A 19,533-nucleotide genomic window follows, 5' to 3' on the forward strand; every position below is an offset into this window, starting at 1 on the left:
TTTTATGATTTTCATGTAGCTTGGAGGGCACCGCATCCGCACAGACGCGGTGCCAGACCGGATTACTCCGCTGGGCGCGGCTGGAGTGGCGGGTTCACCTCCGGTGGAATTGGGCAGGTGTAGGGTGCTTTCGCGATACGTGCCTGATGATCAGCCTTGGCGTCTTTCAACAAGGCTTCGTTTCGCAAAACATCCAAAGCTGTTCCAGCCATGACCTTGGCGGCGTAGACCATCCCCTTGTGTGCGGCAGGCATTTTTCCCTGCGCCGTGATCTGCCAGGAGTGACCCGGCGAACCGATGGCATGGGTGGCAACACGCGCCTGGACAGTTGGCACTGCCCAGCTGACATCGCCCAGATCGGTCGAGCCGATCATCGGCACACCTTTCTGTTCGCGCGGCAGCACATAGTCACAAAGCGGCGCATTGTCCGCGAGCGGCTGGCCAACACGCTGATAGTCGGTTTCGATGTCTTCCCGCGACAGCGTAGCCTGGATTTTTGCGGCGAACTCCCGGTCCGCATCATCAAACGGCACACCGCCCAGCCGGTCCATGTTGGACTGCATGATGATTTCAAGCGGTGTATTGCCTAGCAGATTCGACACCGCACTCATGATCGAAATATCGACCGTGGTTTCGGTCATCATGGCCGCACCCTGCGCTACCTTCTTCACGCGTTCATTGAGCGCGAACATGCCCGGTAAATCGGTGGCACGGATCGCATAACGGATCTTGGTCTTGGCCTGCACGACGTTGGGAGCGATCCCGCCGGCATTGAGATAGGCGTAGTGCATCCGGCAATCGGCAGGCACATGCTCTCGCAGGTAGTTGACGCCGACATTCATCAGCTCCACCGCATCGAGGGCAGAACGCCCCAGATGCGGTGCGGCGGCGGCGTGAGAGGCCCGGCCGGTAAACTCAAAATCCATGCGCGTATTGGCAAGCGATTGCGCGTCGTCCACTTGCGTGAACGATGCCGGATGCCACGAAATGGCAATATCAACATCGTCAAAAGCGCCTGCGCGCACCATGAACGCCTTAGCGGCGCCCCCTTCCTCCGCTGGACAGCCATAATAGCGCACGCGACCTCGTGCACCTGTTGTCGCCAGCCAATCCTTGACGGCAGTAGCTGCAAGAAGTGCGGCAGAACCAAGCATATTGTGACCACAGCCATGACCATGCCCAGTGCCTGGGATCGGGCGCGGCTCGGCAATGCCAGCCTCTTGGCTGAGGCCTGGCAGCGCATCATATTCGCCCAGGATGGCGATGACCGGCCCACCCTCGCCCGCTTCACCCATCACTGCCGTCGGAATGCCGGCAACGCATTCGGTAATGTTGAATCCTTGCGCGCGCAACATGGATGTATGTTCGGCGCAGGACTCATACTCCGTATAGGCTATCTCGGGCATTGCCCAAACACGGTCACTCAGAGCCTCAAAAGCGCTCCTCTTGGAGTCGACCAGATCCCATATCACATCACCATTTTTCATGGTGCTACTCCCAGATTGTTCAATTTAAAGATTTTCGGCGATGAAGCGGGCCAGAGCGCCAAAGACACGACGACGGTTTTCGATACGGGCAAAGCCATGCCCTTCGTGTGGAACGCGCAGATATTCCACCGGTTTGCCCAGGCCGCGCAGGCAGGAATAAACCATCTCGCTCTCGCATGGCGTCACGCGCGGATCTTCCATGCCATGAGCGATCATCAACGGCGCATTGATGGCATCAATCCGATTGATGGGCGAATAACGCTCCAGTGCGCCGCGCATGGTTTCCACATCACCATATTCGGCAGCACGCAATTGCTTGCGCCACGGGCCAGTGGTCTGCAACAGGGTCAAAAAGTTGGCGATTCCATAATATTCTACGCCCAGGCGCCACAGATCCGGATATTCGGTCATGGCCGACAGCACCATAAACCCCCCATAGGAACGGCCAAATACCCCGATGCGGTTTTCATCCACGTCCTGCCTTGCACCCACGGCGATACGTACGGCCTTGAGATCCGCAACGCTATCCATCCGCAACTCTCTGTCATCGAGATGCTGGTAGCGACGGCCATAGCCGGTGCTTCCACGAACATTCGGCGCCACGACCATAATTCCCTTGGCCAGCATATATTGAATGTCGGCGCGAAAATCCGGCTTCCACTGTGCCTCGGGTCCGCCATGGACGACGATCATGACCGGATAACCATTCGGTTTTGCCGAGACTTTCGGCCGATAGACGAAATAAGGAATGTCGAGCCCATCGAAGCCCGCAACGCTGGTCACGGTCGGCTCGATAAAGTCCGGCAATCCGGCAGCTGCTTTGGACGCATCCGTCAGCCGCGTGAACTTGCCCGTCTCAGCATCGCAGCGCCATATATCACCTGACGTGGCCCCACCCTCGATTGGCATGACGAGCGCTGTGCCATCGGGTGTCCAAGCAACGGAACCAATCACGCAAGGCATGGGTGTTGCGAACTGCTTCAGGATGTTTCCGGCACGGTCGATGATGACAAGATCATTCCAACCCTGGCGATTTACCACGAGCGCGATCCTAGCTTGATCGGGCGCTATCGCCAGTGCCTCGATATCCCGCTCCGCAAAGGCTGCAAGTTCCAAGAAGGTATCAGCCTCGTGCAGCTTTACCATGAGCGAGAGATATTCTCTCTCCTGATCGGAGATCATCAGGATGCCGGAATTATCCTTGAAGAATTTGGGCGCGAGGTAACGCGCTCGCCCCGCATGGGGCAAGATATTTTCATAGGCGCCGGTAGCAAGATCCAGTCTGCAGAAATCTTGATCCATCATCGCTCTTTGGCAGTCATTGACGAGGAGGAATGCCCCGTCGGGAGAAAAGGCAAAAGGCGTGCGCCAACCCTGGCCTTGATGGACGCATTTCACCTGGCCCGTTGCGATCGTCATCACGTAGAGATCCATATGCGCGCGGTCGCGATAATTGGCCGAATAAGCAATCTGCAAACCGTCGGGCGACCAGCATCCCCAGCCATGAACAACGGTCGTGTCGGTCGTCAGGAGTCGTGGCTCTTCCTTGGCATTTTCGATCAGCCAGAGCTGATGACGCTCGTCTCCTCCCCAATCAGTTGTGATCAGGAGGTCGCGGCTCTTTGGGTTGAAGGCAAGATTACCAACCGGTTCTGACAGGGTGGTCAACTGACGCGCTGACCCGCCCGCCAGTGGACGCACCCAGACCTGCAGCGTACCGCTTTCGTCGCTCAAATAAGCCAGCAGCGCGCCATCGGGCGAAACGGCGGGTTTTACCGCTTTGCTGATATCAATGTAGTGTGACATCGAAAGCGCGGGGTCAGTTTGCAGTGCGTCGAGCGTCGTCATATCTGTCTTTCGTCAATGGGATTAACCAGCGGCGGCGGCCGGCGCGGCAAACTTGATCGCAGTTGCCAACCGGCAGGAGGTTGCTTCGAGTTCTTTCGCCATGGGTCCAACCGTCGATTGATGATTGGAAAGGGTGACAATCGTGAAGGTGGCTTCCGGCCATGCATTCCTGAGCTTCCACGCCGTCGCCATCGGCGTCACGGTATCGTACCGCGCTTGCACGATTTCTGCTGGCAGATGACGGATGAGATCGATGTTTTCCAGCAGATGGCCATCCGGCAAAAACGCCCGATTCACGCAGTAATGGGTGAAAATCCGCGAAACAGCCAAGGCCGCATCCGGATGCAACAGCTGCCTTACATGATCAAGGCTTGGTTCGAATGTTTGCGTGCGAGCTGAAAAACCACGCAGGGCCTTCGCGGCAGCGAGTTCAACAGCCTGATCACCACAGGTCAGCCGTGCATAGTAGGCTTTCAGAAGATTGCCGCGTTCCTCGACAGGTATGAATTCAGCGAATTCCTGCCAATGATCGGGAAAAATAGCCCGGCAACCGTGAAACCACCAGTCGATGTCATCCTGGTCCGCCAGGAAAATGCCATGCAGCCGAAATCCAAGGCATCGCCGCGGAAAAGCAATGCCATAGGCGAGCGCCAGACACGATCCCCAGGAACCGCCGGCAACCAGCCAGCGCTCGATGCCAAGAAACGCGCGTATCTGTTCCATGTCGGCAATCAGGTGTTGTGTGGTATTTTCGACTAGCTCTGCGAGTGGCGTCGAGCGCCCCGCGCCGCGCTGATCGAAGGTGACGACGCGAAAGGTATCAAGATCGAAACTTGCAATCTGCTTTGCAGACACACCAGCGCCTGGGCCCCCATGCAGAAAGACCGCCGGAATGCCCTCGGGATTACCATATTCTAAAACGGCAAGTTCATGCGTCGCGCTGACAACCAGACGAAATTCCCTGTTCGGCAGGATTTCCGTATCCATCCGTCCCCCTCAAACACCATCATGTCCCTTTGCCGCGATTTTTTGTTTTTCCGCGATCACAAATTTTATAGTCGGTAAATTTGAGAGTTGGCTAATGCAATTTTAGACTGCTTATTCCAAAATGGAATAAGGTTGCGGGCGCGGCGCGACTCGCCAAACGAATGATTTCCATCTGTCCATTTATAAGCGGTAATACTCGTTTGCTCTGCCGCGCCGCTGGAAAATTGCACCTCAAGGGCTGACCGGACCGTGTCGAGAACCGAAACCGTTCAGAGCCGTAACCGACAACCTTTGGGGCACAGGCATCATTTTGCCGTCTCAGTTTCGGTCTTTCCCGGGAGAACCATCTGAACAGAAGGCCGCAGTATTGCAATCTTAGAAGCGGGCATATGTCAGTTCGTTTCGTGTGCAATACAGCATTGATGCGGTCACTCGTGCCTGATCTTGCGGAGCGGGAAATATTCATGCACGGCCAGCGAGACCTTGCTCGAAGTGGCGTTGAACACAGGCGTCTGGATCGACAGTTCCTGTCAGCAAGGTGTTTGCGGAAGCTGTAAGGTCAAAATGACCCAGGGAGCGGTCGACATGGACGATCTGGGCGGATTGCCCGACGGCGAAAAAGCGGAGGGTTACGTCCTGGCCTGCTGCACCAGGCCGCGAGGAGCGGTAACCCTGGCAGCTTGGGGCCTCAAGGTTTCAATGACCGTCGCAAGTTTGGCGTTACCAGCGTGCCATCAGTGCTGCATGATTTGAAGGTCACTTTCTTTGGATCTTTGCAGGGCATCGTGATCAAGAGTGAAAAAGGAGTGTTTCCCGATTCCCACGCTGTTGCTGACCCGGCTTTTGAAGAAGCCAAGCGATCTTGTCACCTAAACATGGCGTCAGCATTGCCGGTAGCGGCTACGCACGCAAAGCGGCAGCGGGGCTGGAACGCAAAGCGGCAAGCGCGGGAACAATAGAGACGAATGCCGCAACGGCCAGAAAGCCGATCGCCAGCCACAGATCGTCCGGCGCGAAATCAACCGGCAGCCGGACGGCCGTCGATGCGGTCAGCCGCGCCGAAATCGCCGATGCCGCGGCATAGCCGAGGGCTATTCCCGATGCGATGCCGGCGACGAACAGCAGGAAAAGCTCTCCCCACACGAGCGCAATGATCGAGCGAACCGGGGTGCCGAGCGCGCGCAAGGCGCCGATCTGCCGCCATCTCGATCCCACGTGCATGATCGTCACCAGCACGATGGCGGCGATGACGATCGCCTGCGTACCCAGGGCAATTGCCAGAAGCAGGCTGCGGGCGTCCCCCAATGTCGCGTAGAGCCGCGTCAGGACCTCCGCCGGAAAAACGCCGAGCGTTGCGCCTGTGCGGTATTCCTGCCGCAGGCGGTAAGCGTCGGCAACCGTCTTCGGCTTGACGAGAATGGCAGGAACGCCAGGGGATTGCGCATCGAAATGCTCGTCCAGGGGCGCATCCGCATCAACATGGCCATGCTCGTGCTCATGGCTGTGATCTTGCGGCTCGGCACCGTGCGACTCGGCTTCCCCGCTTTCATGGTCATGATGTTCTTCACCATGCATGCCGTGAAGCTGCCATACGGCCCGAATCGGCACCAGGATGGCGCGGTCCCAAGCGGTTCCCGTCGGCGCCATGCGGCCAGTCACCTTGTAGGCAATGGCCGTATGGGTTTCACCGGCCGTTTCCGCCGCGCCGTGCATCGGTTTGATTTGCGCTCCAGGCGACAGCGCCACATCGGAGCCAACCACCGCCTCACCAAGGCGCGAGAAATGCGCCCCTTGCGCCAGCTTCGGCGACAGCGCCGAAATCAGGTTTGTCGTGGTGCCGACGATAGGAAACCCGTAAGCGGGGCGGCCAACGCCGGCGGGCGCCGCCAGTTCGACGCGAGGATCGTTGGCGAGGCGGCCGAGAACGGCGCCCTCCATCAGCGGCAGCGGCGCCGGCTGCAGGAAAACAGCCGAAAGCGCAAGCTGGGTTTCGCTGCCGGCGCCTCCGACCAGCAGATCGAATTTCTCGGCCGCACGCGCGCTGCCGAGCCGGACAGCCCGCTCCTGCAGCGTCACGGTCACGCTTAAAGCGACGGACAATGCAATGAGCACCACAACGGCCAGCGCGCCGCTCCAGAAACGCCGCAGGTCGGCAAAAATGAACTTCATCATTGCGCGGCACTCTCTCCACTATCCTCGTCGACACGCCCGCTCGCCAGGCAGATGCGGCGGCTAAGGCGCTCCGCCAGGAAGGCATCATGCGTGACCACCACCAGTGTCGTACCCTGCTCTGCGGAAAGCCGCAGCAGAAGCTCGGCAACCTCGTTGCCCGCATGGCGGTCAAGACTGGCTGTCGGCTCGTCAGCGACGATGACGCCGGGACGCTGCAGCAGCGCACGGGCGACGGCGACACGCTGCATTTCACCACGCGACAATGTCTCGATCTTCTGCCCGACGCGGTTGATCCCGGTGGCTGAAAGCAGCGCCAGCGCACGCTCCCGCTCCTCGACGGTCAACCTGCGCGCAAGCCTGACCGGGAGCACCACGTTATCGAAGGCGGAAAGCCCGGGGAAAAGATGGAAATCCTGCATGACAAGGCCGATGTTGCGTGCGCGAAAAGCATCGCGCCGGCCAGAGGAAAGACGGGTGATGTCCATGCCGTTCCAAGAAATCTTGCCTTGCGTGACGTTTTCCAGGCCAGTGATCGCGTTGACGAATGTGCTTTTGCCCGAGCCGGAAGCCCCGGTGATCGCCAGTTGGCCGCCGGCCGGCAGATGAAATCGCTCGATGGCGAGGACCGGCGCAGCCAGGCCCGGAAAATGCATTTGAAGATCGGAAACGTCGAGTGCGAGCATGGCGTCAGACGGTCCTGAAGGCCGCGTTCCGAAGACGCAACTGGCTGATGAAGCCGGTTTCCGGATCGGTCCAGGACCCGAATTCCAGCACCCCACGCGCGATGATCGGCGCATTGAACTGCACGAAGGTCTGCTTGGCCGAGAGATAGACGACCATGATATTGTCCGGCCAGTCGGCGTCTGAGGAACAGAACGGGCAGAGCGACATCGGGATTTCCGTCAGGACGAAAAATGCGGCCTCCGCCTTCAGCGGCGGCGCCATGAAGCCGCTGATGGCAATCTCCTGACCGCTCAACTGCTTCACCTTGTCGGAAAATTCGAGACCGAGCGGACCAAAGCTTTTGTAGAGCTCGCCGAAGCCCAGTTTTTCGGCAGCGCTTGCGCGTGCGGCAATGCCCATGAAAGGCAAGACTGCAGCGGCCGTGAGCAGCGCCCGACGACCAATAGCAAAGGTCTTCTTCTCCGTCATCACAATCTCCTTAAACGGGAAGACAGGCGGCTTTCGGCCGCCTGTCCTGTTGGTCAGCCGGACAGATTTACATCTTTGACGCGCCGAGCGCGAAAGCGTCGGCGAGGACACGATAGACGTCGCTCTGTTCCATGTAACCGCGGAAGCCTTCCGCGCCCGGGCCAACGGCCTGCAGCACGACATCGTCTACCGCATGAACGCCGCTATCCTCGTCCCGCGGGATGTTGCCCTGGACGAAGATGGCACCCGGCACGTCCTTGTAAGCTTCGTTGGCGACGTATTCTTTCTTCTCGTTCTGGATCGCCGGAACGAAAGGACCATCGAGCTTCGGACGGAAGGTCTCGTAGTGGTCAGGACCGTTGTTGGCCGCGATGAACAGACGGCGGGAGACATCGATGCGGTCCGGATAACCGTCACCGTCTTTGTCCTCGTAGTTCGGGAAACCCGCGGCGGCATAGGTGCCGACCTTGTCGCGCATTTCCGTGCCCGGCTTATCGTCATCGACGGTGCCGATGATCGAGACGCCATGCGTGTGGTCACCGGTGACGACGATCAGCGTATCCGGATTCTTCGCCTGGAATTCGCGTGCAGCCGCGATGGCCTTGTCGAATTCGATCGTATCGACCAAAGCGCGTTCCCAATCGAGGGGATGGCTCATCTTGTCGATGGACGCAGCCTCCACCATCAGGAAGAAGCCATCCGGATTCTTCGACAGCCTGTCGAGCGCCACCTTGGTCATATCGACCAGGCCCGGCTGGTTGGGAAACTTGTCGACGGTACCCTTTTTGAGGAATTCGCGATCGAGCGTGACGTCGAGGTTGCCGGTGTGGAAGAGGCCGAGCAGCTTGCCCTGGTTCGAGCCGGCCGCGGCGGCCAGTTCATTCTTGTCGGTGGCGAGGGCGTAACCGGCCTCCTTGAAGAGCGCGATATAGTCCTTGTCATCCTTGCGCTTCGAACCGGGCACGTCCTTGGCCAGGAAGTAGGCCGAGCCGCCGCCGAGCAGCACGTCCGGCTTGACGTTGTACATCATGCCGACGATGTCGGCCTTGTCGGCGCGCTTGCGCGTATGGGAAACGAGCGCGGCAGGTGTCGCGTCCTGGACTTCGGATGTCGTCACGATGCCGAGCGACTTCTTGCCGGTGCGGCGCAGAGCCTCACCGATCGTTTCGACCTTGGGGTCGTCCTGGCTCGCCGGCGTGCGGTCAGCATAGACGCCGAGCGCGTTTACCGCAGACTTGTGGCCGGTCATATAGGCCGACATGGTGTTGGCGCTGTCGGTAGCGATGGCCGAGGTCGAGGAGGTGCCGATGAAGGCGACGGGCGGAATGTCATCCATGGCAAGGCGGCCATTGGCCTTCCCCTCGGTCATGCCCTTGGACATGAGGCGGGCACCGGTGCGGTGTGCAACGGAAAGGCCGTCACCCAGAAGGAAGATGATGTTCTTGGCCTTGGGCGTGTCAGACGTTGTGTATACATCCCAGCCGACCGACTTCTTCTCATCGCCAGCCGATACCTCGACCTTGTACTGGCCGGGCTTCGCGAGCTTGATGTCGCGCAGGATGAGCGCGGATCCGAGTACCTTGTCTTCAGCGCCCTTCTCCTCGGCGACGAATTGGGCGGTCTTGCCGAAAACGGCGTCGTAGCTCTCGCCGTTGATCGTGACTTTCACGTCTTCCGGCTTCACGACCTTGCTGAATTCAACCTTGAAATCGAATGGCGAGCCTGCAAGGACCGTGGCCCGGTCCAGCGGATAGATCGTTGTCGCATGGGACGCCCCGGACAAGAGTGCCGCCGACGCCACCGCAAGGAAAAGTTTACGCATTTCATACCCCCAACTTGGTTAACTTCCCCCCTCCTTTATAAATCCCTGATGACAGCCGGATGAAATCGCACCAGTTTTTACAACCCGTAAATTCACGGGATGCAACGATCACAGCAGCTTTATTGCAGAACTTGCGGTGGGCGTTGTCATGTCTGAAGCCCAGTGATCGGAAGCCAGCTGTATAAAATCGCCGGTGATCGGAAAACGATCGTTTGTTGTTTCCGCCAAAAGGCGTATCCGCAAATTGGACAAGTTCCTTTGTAACTGCCGATAAGAGCCGGTTTGAGTTTGTTTCGATTCGAGGCAATAATTCTGCAATCGCTCATCCAGGTCTTTGAAATCAACAATACAATGATCGCTTTGATAGGATACGAACCGAAAAGTCCGTGGAGTTCCCTTGCCCGCCGGCGAACGATGTTTCTGACACATCTTATTGCGAAAACCGCAAGATAATATGATTGAATATGTCATGTTTATTGGCTAAAGCGGTGTACAGTCACACGCAGTCAGGAAAGATGCCGTCATGTTTGGTAAGGGCCTCAAGTCTCTTTGTGCAATCGGTTTGCTCGGCCTTCTAACCGCGGCATCGGCATCGGCCGACAATGCAAAAACATTGTCAATTGTCGATGATCGTGGAACCACCATCGAAGTTCCCGCTAATCCCAAGCGTATCGCCTCCATTTCCTACTTTGCTACCGACGTGGCATTTGCGCTTGGCGTCAAACCGGTCGCAACGACCTATATGGCAGCCGGCCGCGAGCCCGATTTTCTCCTCGGCCTGACAAAGCAGATCAAACAGATCGGCCAGCGTGCCAAACCCAATCTGGAACTGCTGTCGGAAGCAAAGCCCGACATCATCATTGCCATGCGCCGCTACACGATTGGCAATGCCGAGCAATTGCAGAAGATCGCACCCTACGTGGCTTATAATATGGAGCTTTTGAGCGAAAGTGATCGCGAGATTTCCCAGCTTGCACAGGTTCTGGGCAAACCAGAACGCGGTACGGAACTCAATGCCGCTTTCCGGCAGCACCTTGCCGAGTACAGCACCAAAGCGCCGAAGGACGTGCATCCGCGCTTTCAGATCATGTGGGCCGGAGATACGCCATGGTCCTTCCACACGGAGAATACAACGGCCTCGATCGTTGCCGCGCTTGGCGGTGAGAACATTGCCGGACCGATGCGCCAAGGCGGGCCGTTCGGTGTGGAGCTGAGCCTTGAGACCATGCTTGAAAAAGACCCGGAGGTCATTTTCGTCTATGATTCCGGTCCGGATCGTCCCCACGAGAACAATCCGATCTGGCAGCAGCTTTCGGCGGTCAAGAATGGCCGCGTTTTCTATGTCGGTGATCATTGGGTTGAAGCCAATGGTCCGATAGCCCGCGAAATCGTTTTGCGTGAAGCAGCACATTATTTGTATCCGGAGACCTTTCCAAAGGTGGATGTCAAAGCCGAGGCGGCAAAATTGATCCCTGCCGATATCCAGTAGCGATATCTCCTTGGCACAGCGGCAAGCAGCAGGCATGGGACGGTCATTGGTCATGACCACACTCATCGTGGCGGCAACCCTGTTTGTGATTGTTACCGGCCTGCTCGTCGGGGCCAAACCGCTTGGACTGTCCAAACTGTGGCCGGTGCTCCTGTCGCCGGATGGAAAGATCGATTCCATTCTTGTCTGGTCGCTGCGCCTGCCCCGCAGCCTTGCTGCCGTCGTTGCCGGTGCCGGCCTCGCCGTCTCGGGGTATCTCCTGCAGGCGCTGACCCGCAATCCGCTGGCTGGTCCCGATATTACCGGCGTTGCATCGGGCGCGGTGGCACCCATCGTCTTCTGTTTCGTATTCCTGCCATTGATTTCGTCGGTGTATTATCCCTTTGTCGGACTGGCAGGCGGTTTGGCCGCCGCTTCCGTCACCCTTTGGGTATCGCGCGGCGGCGAGGGACGACCACTGCATCTTGCACTCGGTGGCATCAGCATCTCCCTTTTCCTGGGCGCGGCAACGACCTATGTGCTGCTCTTGAGCGGACCGCAAGCGCCATCCCTGCTCTTCTGGCTGTCCGGTGGTTTTCAAGGCAGATCGTGGCCGCACCTTCTATACATGACACCGTGGGTGCTCGGCGGCTTGGCCGGCGCCTTTGCGTGCCACCGCATCATCGGCATGCTTGCTCTGAGTGAACATGCATCCATTGGCATGGGACTGAACATGCGTTTCTGGAAACCGGTCCTGCTGCTGTTCGCTGTGCTTCCCGTTGCAGGTGTCGCGCCGATCGCCGGGCCGGTTGCCTTTGTCGGCCTTGTCTCGCCGCACATCGCCCGGCTGCTCAAACCGCATAACATCGGCTGGTCCATTGCGCTGACCGCGGCCATCGGTGCGTTGATGGTCGTGACTGCCGACGTCATCGCACGCAGCATCGCCTTACCGCGCGAGCTGCCAGTGGGTATTATCACAGCGCTGCTCGGGGGCCCCTTCTTTATCTATCTGGTCCAGACACGCCGCTTTTCGCTGAAAGGGGGGCAGTGACGATGACCGTGTCCGCTCCCGTTCACCGCCCTTCCCTGTTTGGACCATTGTTGGCGCTGCTCGCCATGATGGTGCTCGTCCTTGTCGCCGCGGTGTTTCTGGGCGTTGCCGACATTCCGCCTGGAGATGTAGCAGCCGTCCTGACCGGACATGGCTCCGATGAAGCCAGATCGATCATTCTGGATATCCGGCTGCCGCGCATTGTCACCGGGATCCTGGCCGGGATTCATTTTGCCGTGGCTGGCCTCCTGCTGCAGACCATCACCCGCAATCCGCTCGCCGATCCGTCCATCATGGGGATTTCACAGGGCGCGACCCTGGCCGTCACCGTCTTCCTTGTCTTCACCGTTTATATCTCTGAGCCGGGCTCCAACACGCTCGCCGCGCTGCCCCTTGCATGGCTTCCCGCGATCGGCACACTGGGCGGCATGGCAGCGGGCGGCCTTATCTACGTCCTCGCCTTCCGGCTTGATTTGGGGCCGCTCCGGATTACCCTTTGCGGCATTGCAATCGGTGCCGTGTTGCATGCCGCCGCGATTGGACTGATTGCCGGCTGGGGCTCGGCGCGCATTGAAATCCTGCTGGAATGGCTGTCCGGCAGCCTTTATGCGCGCAGCTGGACCCACGCCCTGTTTCTTGTGCCTTTCACAATCGCCGGGCTCGCAGCGCTCCCGGCCCTGCGGCGTTCCATAGACCTGCTGCGGTTCGACCCCGCAGTCGCGCGCTCCTTCGGCCTCTCCTATCGCAAACAGTTTTCAATCGTCCTGCTGTTGTCGTGCGCACTTGCGGCAAGTGCGGTCGGTGCCGTTGGCCCCATCATCTTTGTCGGTCTTGTCGTTCCCCATCTCGCCCGTTTTTTGGTGGGCCGTCATTTCGCCCTTGTGCTGCCGCTGACCATTGCCCTTGGCGCATTTATCGTCACGCTGGGTGATCTTCTCGGCCGGCTGCTCGGGCAGGCCGAAGAGATTCCGATCGGGGTGATCACGGCCCTGTTCGGTGTGCCTGTATTGATCGCACTCCTGCGCAAAATACCTTGAGGACCATAATGCCCCTTTCCTGCTCGCAACTGTCGGTTTTTTATGGTCGCCGCAAGGCGTTGAACAGCTTCAACCTTGATCTGAAGCCCGGAGAGATACGGGCCCTCATCGGCCCCAACGGTTCCGGCAAAAGCACCGCGCTTCAAGCAATTGCCGGCTTGATCACGTCGCACGAGGGGCAGGTGGAAATCAACGGCAAGCCTGCCAGAGAAATGTCGCGGCGGACCTTGGCAAAACAGCTGGCGTTCTTGCCGCAGCAGCCGTCGGCTCCGGACGAGATGACCGTCGAACAGCTTGTGCGGCAGGGCCGCTATCCCCATGTCGGTCTGTTTCGCAGCTACAGCAGTCACGATGAACGGGCGATAGAATGGGCATTGGAAAGCACGGGGCTGGCCAATCTGGCGGACCGGAGCCTGCACGAATTGTCCGGGGGCGAGCGGCAGCGCGCCTGGATATCGGCGGCGCTTGCCCAGGAAGCCCAAATCCTGCTGCTGGACGAGCCTACATCCTTCCTCGATATCGGCTTTCAGGTGGAAGTGCTCAATCTGGTGCACCGCCTCAGCCGCGAAAGAGGCGTGACAATCATCATGGCCATTCACGACATCAACCAGGCCATCTCGATCAGCGACCGCATTTCTCTATTGGAAAAGGGCCATCTGCTCTTCGACGGCGAACCGGACGAGCTCGCCGGGAGCGGACTGATCGAGAAGGTATTCCGCGTGCAGGGCAATTTTGTCCGCATCGCGCCCGGTAGCCGCCCTCATTTCGATATCGAGCTCATCCGGTCCCAAATTACGGTTTCACCAGCCGGAAAATGACCTTGGTCTGCGTGTAATAGGTAAGCGCATCGGCAAAATCCGGCATCCAGCCATCGGCGACAAAGGGAATGAAGCCGTCAAACTCGAGTTTGCGCGCCGATACGTCGAACCCAGCACCCTCAAACACCCGGGCATAGTCGGTAATGGAGCGATCCTGCACGACCGTGTTGGTCTTCTCCGCAACAAGGTCACGCCATTTCGGCCACAACGGATTATCCGTATGGCAACCGGTGACCGCGTAGTAAACACCCCCGGGCTTCAGACTCCGCCATATATCGCGCGCATGCGCTTCGATGTCGGCTACGAGATAGATCACCTCATGGCTGATCGCCAGATCGAACTCGCCATCCCAGCCCTCGACATGGGCGGCGGCCTGGTACTGAACGGGCAGATTACCCTTGAGGTCATTGGCCCTTGCGATTGATTGCTCGGCAATATCAACTCCGAGGGCCTTGCGAAACGGCCGGATTGCGTAGAGGTGGCGCAGCAGTCCACCTTGATTGCAGCCGAAATCCAGCACTGCCTTTCCGGAAAGATCCCGTTCCGGTAAAAGGCCGATCAAATGCCGCCAGATCGGCGCATGCCCGTCGGCCATGGCATCCTCGGCGTCAGGATCAATGTACCACGTGCTGATTTTTGGTGTGCTGCTGTGCATGGGAATCTCCGGTCATGTGTTGATGCACTTTTACACATTCCCGGAGGAGCACAACAGGAACTGCGGCAACATTGTTGCCTGCCAGACGGATAAATGTTGCGGGCTTCTGGTCATTCACCCCGCTTCCCGGCCCCGGCTGTAGTCTTCAGACGAAACCTTCTCCATCCAGGTTACGGTGTTGCCATCGAGTGCCTCCGATATCGCAAAATGCACCATCGGTTGATCAGCCGTCGCACCGTGCCAATGTTTTACCATCGGTGGAATCCAGACAACGTCGCCCGGCTCCATGAGCTGGACCATACCGCCTTCTTTCTGAACCCAGCCCTTCCCCGAAACAACGAAGAGTGTCTGGCCGAGGGGGTGCATATGCCAGGCCGTATGGGCACCCGGTTCGAATGATACGGTAGCCCCGCCTATGCGGGCAGCGCCGTCGCCCTTGTAGGCAGATGACACCTGGACCTTGCCGGTGAAGCGTTCCTCGGGGCCGCTCACAGGTTGGCTGCCGTGCTTGATTACTTTGATATCGGCACCGGCTGGTATATGCGCGGCGGCGGCGTCCCTGCTTGCCAAAACCGTTTTGAGAACTGGCACCGCAGACATGGCACGCGGCCAACCGGCATAGAATCCGGCATGGGTAATGGCTTCAGCCGCCTCTTCCCGTGTCAGTCCGTTATCCATGGCACGGCCCAGATGGAACGCCAGTTGGTCGAGTTGCCCCATCGCTATCAGCGCTGTCATCGTAACCAGGCTCCGGTCGCGGGCCGACAGATCCGGGCGCTGCCACAGATCGCCGAACAGTGCCCGGTTGGTGAGATCGGCAAGGGCGGGCGCGGTCGGCGCCACGTTGGCAGCCACGGACGCGCTGCGGGCAGCTTCTGCCGCAGCATCTAGCTGGATAAGTGCATCGTCGCTATCCCTGACGGGTGCGATCTTCAGCTCGTCAAAGACCTTCTTGATCTCTGCCACAGCCGACATCGCATTGGGCCAGCCGGAATAGAATGCCAGGTGCGTGACCACTTCGCCCACTTCCCGAGCCTCGACGCCGTTTTCCAGCGCCCGCTTCACATGGTTGGCCAGAACGTGCCCCTTCCCGGTCGAGATCAGCACGGAAATGGTGACCAGGCTGCGGTCGCGCGGGCTCAGATCCCTGCGCTTCCACACTTCGCCGAACAGAACATCATCGGTGAAATGGCCAAGCCCGGGCGCAACGTCGTAGACAGCCGGCGGAGCCACGCGGGGGTTCTGCTGCGCTTCAGCGCCCCTGGCTGCGAATGCCGACATAGCAAGACTTGTGGCGATGGCTTTCACGGTGCTTCTCCTTGTTGGTAGATCCGGCGGCTCCTGGAATCGCCGATGGCCTGAGTTCTACGTGGGCATGGCGCGGGGCGCCGCCGGGCATTGAGGCGAACTTACTCCTAGCCGATTAGCTCGACTAGATGCTAAGAACCAATTGAACTTATATTGAGGATTCATCAATGAAGCGGGATGAGCTGGGCGACCTCGTTGCTTTTCTAACTGTCGCGGAAGAACGCAGCTTCACGCGGGCGGCCGCGCTATTGGGTACGTCGCAATCGTCGCTCAGCCATTCGGTGCGTCGCCTGGAGGATCGCATGGGCGTTCGACTGCTGACACGCACCACACGCACCGTCGTCCCGACCGAGGCCGGCGAGCAATTGGCCGAAACGCTCAGGCCCGCGTTCAACGATATCCGCAGCCGGATGGATGCACTTGGCGCCATGCGTCATGCGCCGGGCGGCACGATACGCATCACCGCCATACGTCATGCTGCGGTGTCCATTCTCATGCCCGCCGTAACGCGCCTGATGCAGTCCTATCCCGATATTAACGTCGAGATCTCGGTGGAAAACCGGCTGGTTGATCTGGTGAACGAACGTTTCGACGCAGGCGTCCGGCTCGGAGAGCATATCGAAAAAGACATGATCGCGCTGAAAATCGGACCGGAAATGCGCATGCTTGTCGTCGGCTCTCCAGATTATTTTGAACGGCACCCGAAACCACTCACCCCGCATGACCTGACGAAACACCGCTGCATCAATCTGAGACTGACCACCGTCGGCGGCCTCTATGCCTGGGAGTTTGAAAAAGACGGCAAACCACTCAATGTCCGCGTCGACGGCCAGTTCGTCTGCAATGACGTCCCAATCATCATCGACGGGGCACTGGCAGGATTAGGCCTGGCATGCCTGCCAGACGATTACCTGCTCCCGCTGATCGGCGAGGGCAAGCTGGTTCCGGTGCTTGAAGACTGGTCACCGCCCTTCCCTGGATATCATATCTACTATCCCAGCAGGCGCCTTGCTTCACCCGCATTCTCGCTGCTGATCGATGCCCTGCGCTATCGCGGTTAATTCCATCACCTTTAGTTCATACCGGCGTGAACAGACATCCATAGAACCGCACTGAGCTTTTATCTATCTGTAAAAGCTCACTAATTCGGGGCCCGCGGATCATTCGTGATCTAGAAGTATAAACCCTATCATATTCAGCTCACTAATCGCTCAGTCCGTCTCGGCCTACACTTCAGGGTGTGGGCCGGTCCTGCCTCCCAAGGGCAGCAATTCCGTTGACGTCAGCGGCGCGGAGCCGTTGATCGCGGCGTTCAACGCGATGGTGCCCGGCCTGGCGACCAATTGAACAAACAAGGAGCACCGAGTTGAATATCACCGACCTCAAGCCTCTCACCGTGGCGGCTGTCATCGCCCTGGCTACCGGCGAAGTCCGCGCGGATGATTACCGGAAAAACCCCTATACGCTTACCTACGAAGGCGCCATCACTGAAAACGTTGCCGGCAAAGTCAACATTCATCCGGTCAAATACAAGTTGAACGGACTGGACATCGCGGCGAACGTCTATACCCCGCCTGGCTACACCCCCAACCAATCCTATGCGGCAATTGTCGTGGCTCACCCGAACGGCGGCGTCAAGGAACAGACCGCGGGGCTTTACGCTCAGCGTTTGGCCGAACAGGGCTACGTTACCATTGCGGCAGATGCAGCATACCAGGGTGGCAGCGGTGGCGAACCCCGCAACGTTGACAAGCCGTCCAACCGCATTGAAGACATCCACGGGATGGCCGACTATATCACGCACTATGCCGGCGTTGACGGCTCCCGCCTGGGTTTGCTGGGTATTTGCGGCGGTGGCGGTTATTCACTCGCTGCCGTCAAGACCGACAAGCGCTTTCAGGCTATCGCCACGCTGAGCATGTTCAACTCCGGCCGCGTGCGTCGCAACGGTTTTGAAGATTCACAGCTGAGCAGTCTTCAGGAGCGTCTCCAGCAGGCATCGGAGGCCCGCGCGCAGGAAGCCACCGGCAACATCATCTACGCCAATGCCACGCCGCTGACCGACGAGCAGATTGCCAAGCTGCCGTTCGAAATGTATCGCCAGGGCACCGAATACTACCAGAAAACCAACGCACATCCGGGCTCCTCTGCGCGCTATACGCTGAGCAGCCTGCTCGATCTGGCGCGGTTCGACGCAACGGACCAGATTGATCTGATCAACAAGCCCCTGCTCATGATCGCGGGCAGCAAGGCTGACAGCCTCTACATGAGCGAAGACGCATTCGCGAAAGCAACCGGAACGACCGACAAGGAGCTGTTCAAGATCGAAGGCGCGACGCATATCGAGACCTATTGGGTGCCCGAATACGTCGACGCCGCGATGGGCAAGCTGACGCCGTTCTTCAACAGAACGCTCGAAGGCACGCGCGGCTAACGAACGAGGCCGGCCCTGAGCCGGCCTTCTCCCCTCTCCCGATGTTGCGGCTTCATTCAGGACCCTCAAGATGAACACTCTACTCACATATGCGACCGGAGCCGCCATCGCGTTCAGCGCCGTCGCGCTTGCCGGCTGGCAGGTTCATGCGGAAACCAACCGCGTCAAATTTCCGGAAAACCTCGACACGCTGGTGCATTATACTGGCCGACAGCGCGGTGAATCCGTCACCCATATCAAGACCACACAAAACGTAATCGACACAATCAAGGCCGGAAAGCCGGTACCCGATGGCGCGCAGTTCGTCCTGATCGACTATCGCAATGGCGAGCTCTACCGGTATTTCGCCATGGAAAAGGGCGCCAACTGGGGCGCCGACTATGACGACACCCGGCGCACGGGTAACTGGCAGTTCCAGTGGTACTGGGCCGATCGCACGATCAACAAGGCTGAGAACACCAACCGCTGCCAGTCCTGCCATCAGGGTGCCAGCGGCAATGATTTCCTGTTCACCCACAGCGAAATTCAGGCCTTCCACGGGACGCCGGTGAACTGACGGTCATGGCTCCTACCTTCCTTCTGCGACTGGCGATTGACTTTGCGGCGGCGGGCCTCCTCATGGTGGCCCTCGCCTATTACGGGCTTGGCAATACCGTTCATGAGCTGGCGGGTTCGGCTGTCTTTGTGCTCGCCGCGATACACAACGTCTTCAATCGACGTTGGTGGGGCACGGTCAGGCGCACCCGGCGCGAAGCAAGCGGATTGATATATGTCGGTATCAATCTGGTGCTGTTGGTGGTCGTCGGAACTATTGTGGTGACCAGCCTTATGATCTCCCGGCTGGTGTTCGCGTTCCTTCCCCTGGATGGCGGCTTCACCGCCAGGCAGATCCATACCGCTGCGGCCTATTGGCTTCTGATTATCGTCTCGCTACACATCGGCTTCCGCTGGTCGGTCGTAATGCACACTACTCGAACCGTGTTCGGCATCACGACTTCCGGCAGAGGCCGCACGATCGCCTTGCAACTGCTCGCTGCCGCCATGGCGCTGTATGGCGTGCAGAGTTCGGCAGATATGGGGCTAGGCGATAAGCTCCTCATGCAGATATCGATGGATTTATGGGACTTCAATGAATCGACTGCCGGCTTCTTTCTCCGCATTGCGTCCATCGTCGCACTCTACGTCTGGATAGCCCACACTACCCGCATGCTGATCCAGAGGATCGCCAGACGTCGTCACGCAACTTAAACGCGGTTACGCCCTCGGCCTATACGACGAGGTCCTTAATGCGCTC

Annotated in this window: 18 protein-coding genes; 9 read left to right on the top strand and 9 right to left on the bottom strand. The window is 58.9% G+C overall.

Features of this window, described 5'->3' with window-relative positions; genetic code table 11:
• Positions 1–62: 62 nt before the first annotated feature.
• Genes RDL77_RS06985 through pip form a run of 3 tightly spaced genes read right to left on the bottom strand, consistent with a single transcriptional unit; the run spans position 63 to position 4,322 of the window.
• A complete protein-coding gene (locus RDL77_RS06985; protein ID WP_288192303.1) occupies positions 63–1,487 on the bottom strand; it encodes a M20 family metallopeptidase in 1,425 nt (474 codons plus the stop codon).
• Positions 1,488–1,511: 24 nt separating this feature from the next.
• Positions 1,512–3,335, bottom strand: a complete 1,824-nt coding sequence (locus RDL77_RS06990) for a S9 family peptidase (RefSeq protein ID WP_288192304.1) — start codon at positions 3,333–3,335, stop codon at positions 1,512–1,514.
• Positions 3,336–3,356: 21 nt separating this feature from the next.
• Complete coding sequence (gene pip / locus RDL77_RS06995; RefSeq protein WP_288192305.1) at positions 3,357–4,322, bottom strand: prolyl aminopeptidase; 966 nt, start codon at positions 4,320–4,322, stop codon at positions 3,357–3,359.
• A gap of 444 nt (positions 4,323–4,766) precedes the next feature.
• Here pip and RDL77_RS07000 point away from each other — a divergent pair, with 444 nt between their 5' ends.
• Entirely contained in the window at positions 4,767–5,075 is a 309-nt protein-coding gene (locus RDL77_RS07000; RefSeq protein ID WP_288192306.1) for a 2Fe-2S iron-sulfur cluster binding domain-containing protein, read from the top strand.
• Positions 5,076–5,222: 147 nt separating this feature from the next.
• On the opposite strand, the gene RDL77_RS07005 is transcribed toward RDL77_RS07000, so the two are convergent.
• From RDL77_RS07005 to RDL77_RS07020, 4 genes are all read right to left on the bottom strand, one after another.
• A complete protein-coding gene (locus RDL77_RS07005) occupies positions 5,223–6,494 on the bottom strand; it encodes an FtsX-like permease family protein (protein WP_288192307.1) in 1,272 nt (423 codons plus the stop codon).
• A complete protein-coding gene (locus tag RDL77_RS07010) occupies positions 6,491–7,177 on the bottom strand; it encodes an ABC transporter ATP-binding protein (protein ID WP_288192308.1) in 687 nt (228 codons plus the stop codon). Before RDL77_RS07010 ends, RDL77_RS07005 begins: the two co-directional genes overlap by 4 nt.
• A gap of 4 nt (positions 7,178–7,181) precedes the next feature.
• Positions 7,182–7,646, bottom strand: coding sequence for a hypothetical protein (locus tag RDL77_RS07015; protein WP_288192309.1), 465 nt, complete (start codon positions 7,644–7,646; stop codon positions 7,182–7,184).
• Between the two features lie 67 nt (positions 7,647–7,713).
• On the bottom strand, positions 7,714–9,468 hold the full coding sequence (locus RDL77_RS07020; RefSeq protein ID WP_288192310.1) for an alkaline phosphatase: 1,755 nt from the start codon (positions 9,466–9,468) through the stop codon (positions 7,714–7,716).
• Positions 9,469–9,991: 523 nt separating this feature from the next.
• Between RDL77_RS07020 and RDL77_RS07025 the strand changes: the two genes are divergently transcribed.
• The 4 genes from RDL77_RS07025 (at position 9,992) to RDL77_RS07040 (ending at position 13,842) form a co-directional block, all read left to right on the top strand.
• Positions 9,992–10,957, top strand: coding sequence for an ABC transporter substrate-binding protein (locus RDL77_RS07025; protein ID WP_288192311.1), 966 nt, complete (start codon positions 9,992–9,994; stop codon positions 10,955–10,957).
• Positions 10,958–11,009: 52 nt separating this feature from the next.
• Positions 11,010–11,987, top strand: coding sequence for an iron ABC transporter permease (locus tag RDL77_RS07030; RefSeq protein WP_288192312.1), 978 nt, complete (start codon positions 11,010–11,012; stop codon positions 11,985–11,987).
• Between the two features lie 65 nt (positions 11,988–12,052).
• On the top strand, positions 12,053–13,024 hold the full coding sequence (locus tag RDL77_RS07035) for a FecCD family ABC transporter permease (RefSeq protein WP_374042682.1): 972 nt from the start codon (positions 12,053–12,055) through the stop codon (positions 13,022–13,024).
• An 8-nt stretch (positions 13,025–13,032) separates the two neighbouring features.
• On the top strand, positions 13,033–13,842 hold the full coding sequence (locus RDL77_RS07040; protein WP_288192314.1) for an ABC transporter ATP-binding protein: 810 nt from the start codon (positions 13,033–13,035) through the stop codon (positions 13,840–13,842).
• Here RDL77_RS07040 and RDL77_RS07045 read toward each other — a convergent pair.
• Positions 13,817–14,497: a bifunctional 2-polyprenyl-6-hydroxyphenol methylase/3-demethylubiquinol 3-O-methyltransferase UbiG gene (locus RDL77_RS07045; RefSeq protein ID WP_288192315.1), complete on the bottom strand. Its 681-nt coding sequence runs from the start codon at positions 14,495–14,497 to the stop codon at positions 13,817–13,819. The genes RDL77_RS07040 and RDL77_RS07045 overlap by 26 nt on opposite strands.
• Positions 14,498–14,611: 114 nt before the next feature.
• Positions 14,612–15,805 carry a carboxymuconolactone decarboxylase family protein gene (locus RDL77_RS07050; RefSeq protein ID WP_288192316.1) on the bottom strand — a complete coding sequence of 398 codons (1,194 nt, stop codon included), beginning with the start codon at positions 15,803–15,805 and terminating at the stop codon, positions 14,612–14,614.
• Between the two features lie 167 nt (positions 15,806–15,972).
• Between RDL77_RS07050 and RDL77_RS07055 the strand changes: the two genes are divergently transcribed.
• From RDL77_RS07055 to RDL77_RS07070, 4 genes are all read left to right on the top strand, one after another.
• On the top strand, positions 15,973–16,866 hold the full coding sequence (locus tag RDL77_RS07055; RefSeq protein WP_288192317.1) for a LysR family transcriptional regulator: 894 nt from the start codon (positions 15,973–15,975) through the stop codon (positions 16,864–16,866).
• Between the two features lie 335 nt (positions 16,867–17,201).
• A complete protein-coding gene (locus RDL77_RS07060; RefSeq protein WP_288192386.1) occupies positions 17,202–18,239 on the top strand; it encodes an alpha/beta hydrolase in 1,038 nt (345 codons plus the stop codon).
• Positions 18,240–18,309: 70 nt separating this feature from the next.
• Positions 18,310–18,795: a cytochrome P460 family protein gene (locus RDL77_RS07065; protein ID WP_288192318.1), complete on the top strand. Its 486-nt coding sequence runs from the start codon at positions 18,310–18,312 to the stop codon at positions 18,793–18,795.
• A 5-nt stretch (positions 18,796–18,800) separates the two neighbouring features.
• Positions 18,801–19,487 carry a DUF4405 domain-containing protein gene (locus RDL77_RS07070; RefSeq protein ID WP_288192319.1) on the top strand — a complete coding sequence of 229 codons (687 nt, stop codon included), beginning with the start codon at positions 18,801–18,803 and terminating at the stop codon, positions 19,485–19,487.
• Positions 19,488–19,533: the final 46 nt, after the last annotated feature.

Source organism: uncultured Phyllobacterium sp. (assembly GCF_902479695.1).
Taxonomy (GTDB): Bacteria; Pseudomonadota; Alphaproteobacteria; order Rhizobiales; family Rhizobiaceae; genus Phyllobacterium; species Phyllobacterium calauticae.

What these genes read in the sequence shown, in the direction of transcription:
- RDL77_RS06985 (WP_288192303.1), bottom strand. Translation starts at nt 1,487, where the DNA reads ATGAAAAATGGTGATGTGATATGGGATCTGGTCGACTCCAAGAGGAGC.
- RDL77_RS06990 (WP_288192304.1), bottom strand. Translation starts at nt 3,335, where the DNA reads ATGACGACGCTCGACGCACTGCAAACTGACCCCGCGCTTTCGATGTCA.
- pip (WP_288192305.1), bottom strand. Translation starts at nt 4,322, where the DNA reads ATGGATACGGAAATCCTGCCGAACAGGGAATTTCGTCTGGTTGTCAGC.
- RDL77_RS07005 (WP_288192307.1), bottom strand. Translation starts at nt 6,494, where the DNA reads ATGATGAAGTTCATTTTTGCCGACCTGCGGCGTTTCTGGAGCGGCGCG.
- RDL77_RS07010 (WP_288192308.1), bottom strand. Translation starts at nt 7,177, where the DNA reads ATGCTCGCACTCGACGTTTCCGATCTTCAAATGCATTTTCCGGGCCTG.
- RDL77_RS07015 (WP_288192309.1), bottom strand. Translation starts at nt 7,646, where the DNA reads ATGACGGAGAAGAAGACCTTTGCTATTGGTCGTCGGGCGCTGCTCACG.
- RDL77_RS07020 (WP_288192310.1), bottom strand. Translation starts at nt 9,468, where the DNA reads ATGCGTAAACTTTTCCTTGCGGTGGCGTCGGCGGCACTCTTGTCCGGG.
- RDL77_RS07025 (WP_288192311.1), top strand. Translation starts at nt 9,992, where the DNA reads ATGTTTGGTAAGGGCCTCAAGTCTCTTTGTGCAATCGGTTTGCTCGGC.
- RDL77_RS07030 (WP_288192312.1), top strand. Translation starts at nt 11,010, where the DNA reads ATGACCACACTCATCGTGGCGGCAACCCTGTTTGTGATTGTTACCGGC.
- RDL77_RS07035 (WP_374042682.1), top strand. Translation starts at nt 12,053, where the DNA reads ATGATGGTGCTCGTCCTTGTCGCCGCGGTGTTTCTGGGCGTTGCCGAC.
- RDL77_RS07040 (WP_288192314.1), top strand. Translation starts at nt 13,033, where the DNA reads ATGCCCCTTTCCTGCTCGCAACTGTCGGTTTTTTATGGTCGCCGCAAG.
- RDL77_RS07045 (WP_288192315.1), bottom strand. Translation starts at nt 14,497, where the DNA reads ATGCACAGCAGCACACCAAAAATCAGCACGTGGTACATTGATCCTGAC.
- RDL77_RS07055 (WP_288192317.1), top strand. Translation starts at nt 15,973, where the DNA reads ATGAAGCGGGATGAGCTGGGCGACCTCGTTGCTTTTCTAACTGTCGCG.
- RDL77_RS07065 (WP_288192318.1), top strand. Translation starts at nt 18,310, where the DNA reads ATGAACACTCTACTCACATATGCGACCGGAGCCGCCATCGCGTTCAGC.
- RDL77_RS07070 (WP_288192319.1), top strand. Translation starts at nt 18,801, where the DNA reads ATGGCTCCTACCTTCCTTCTGCGACTGGCGATTGACTTTGCGGCGGCG.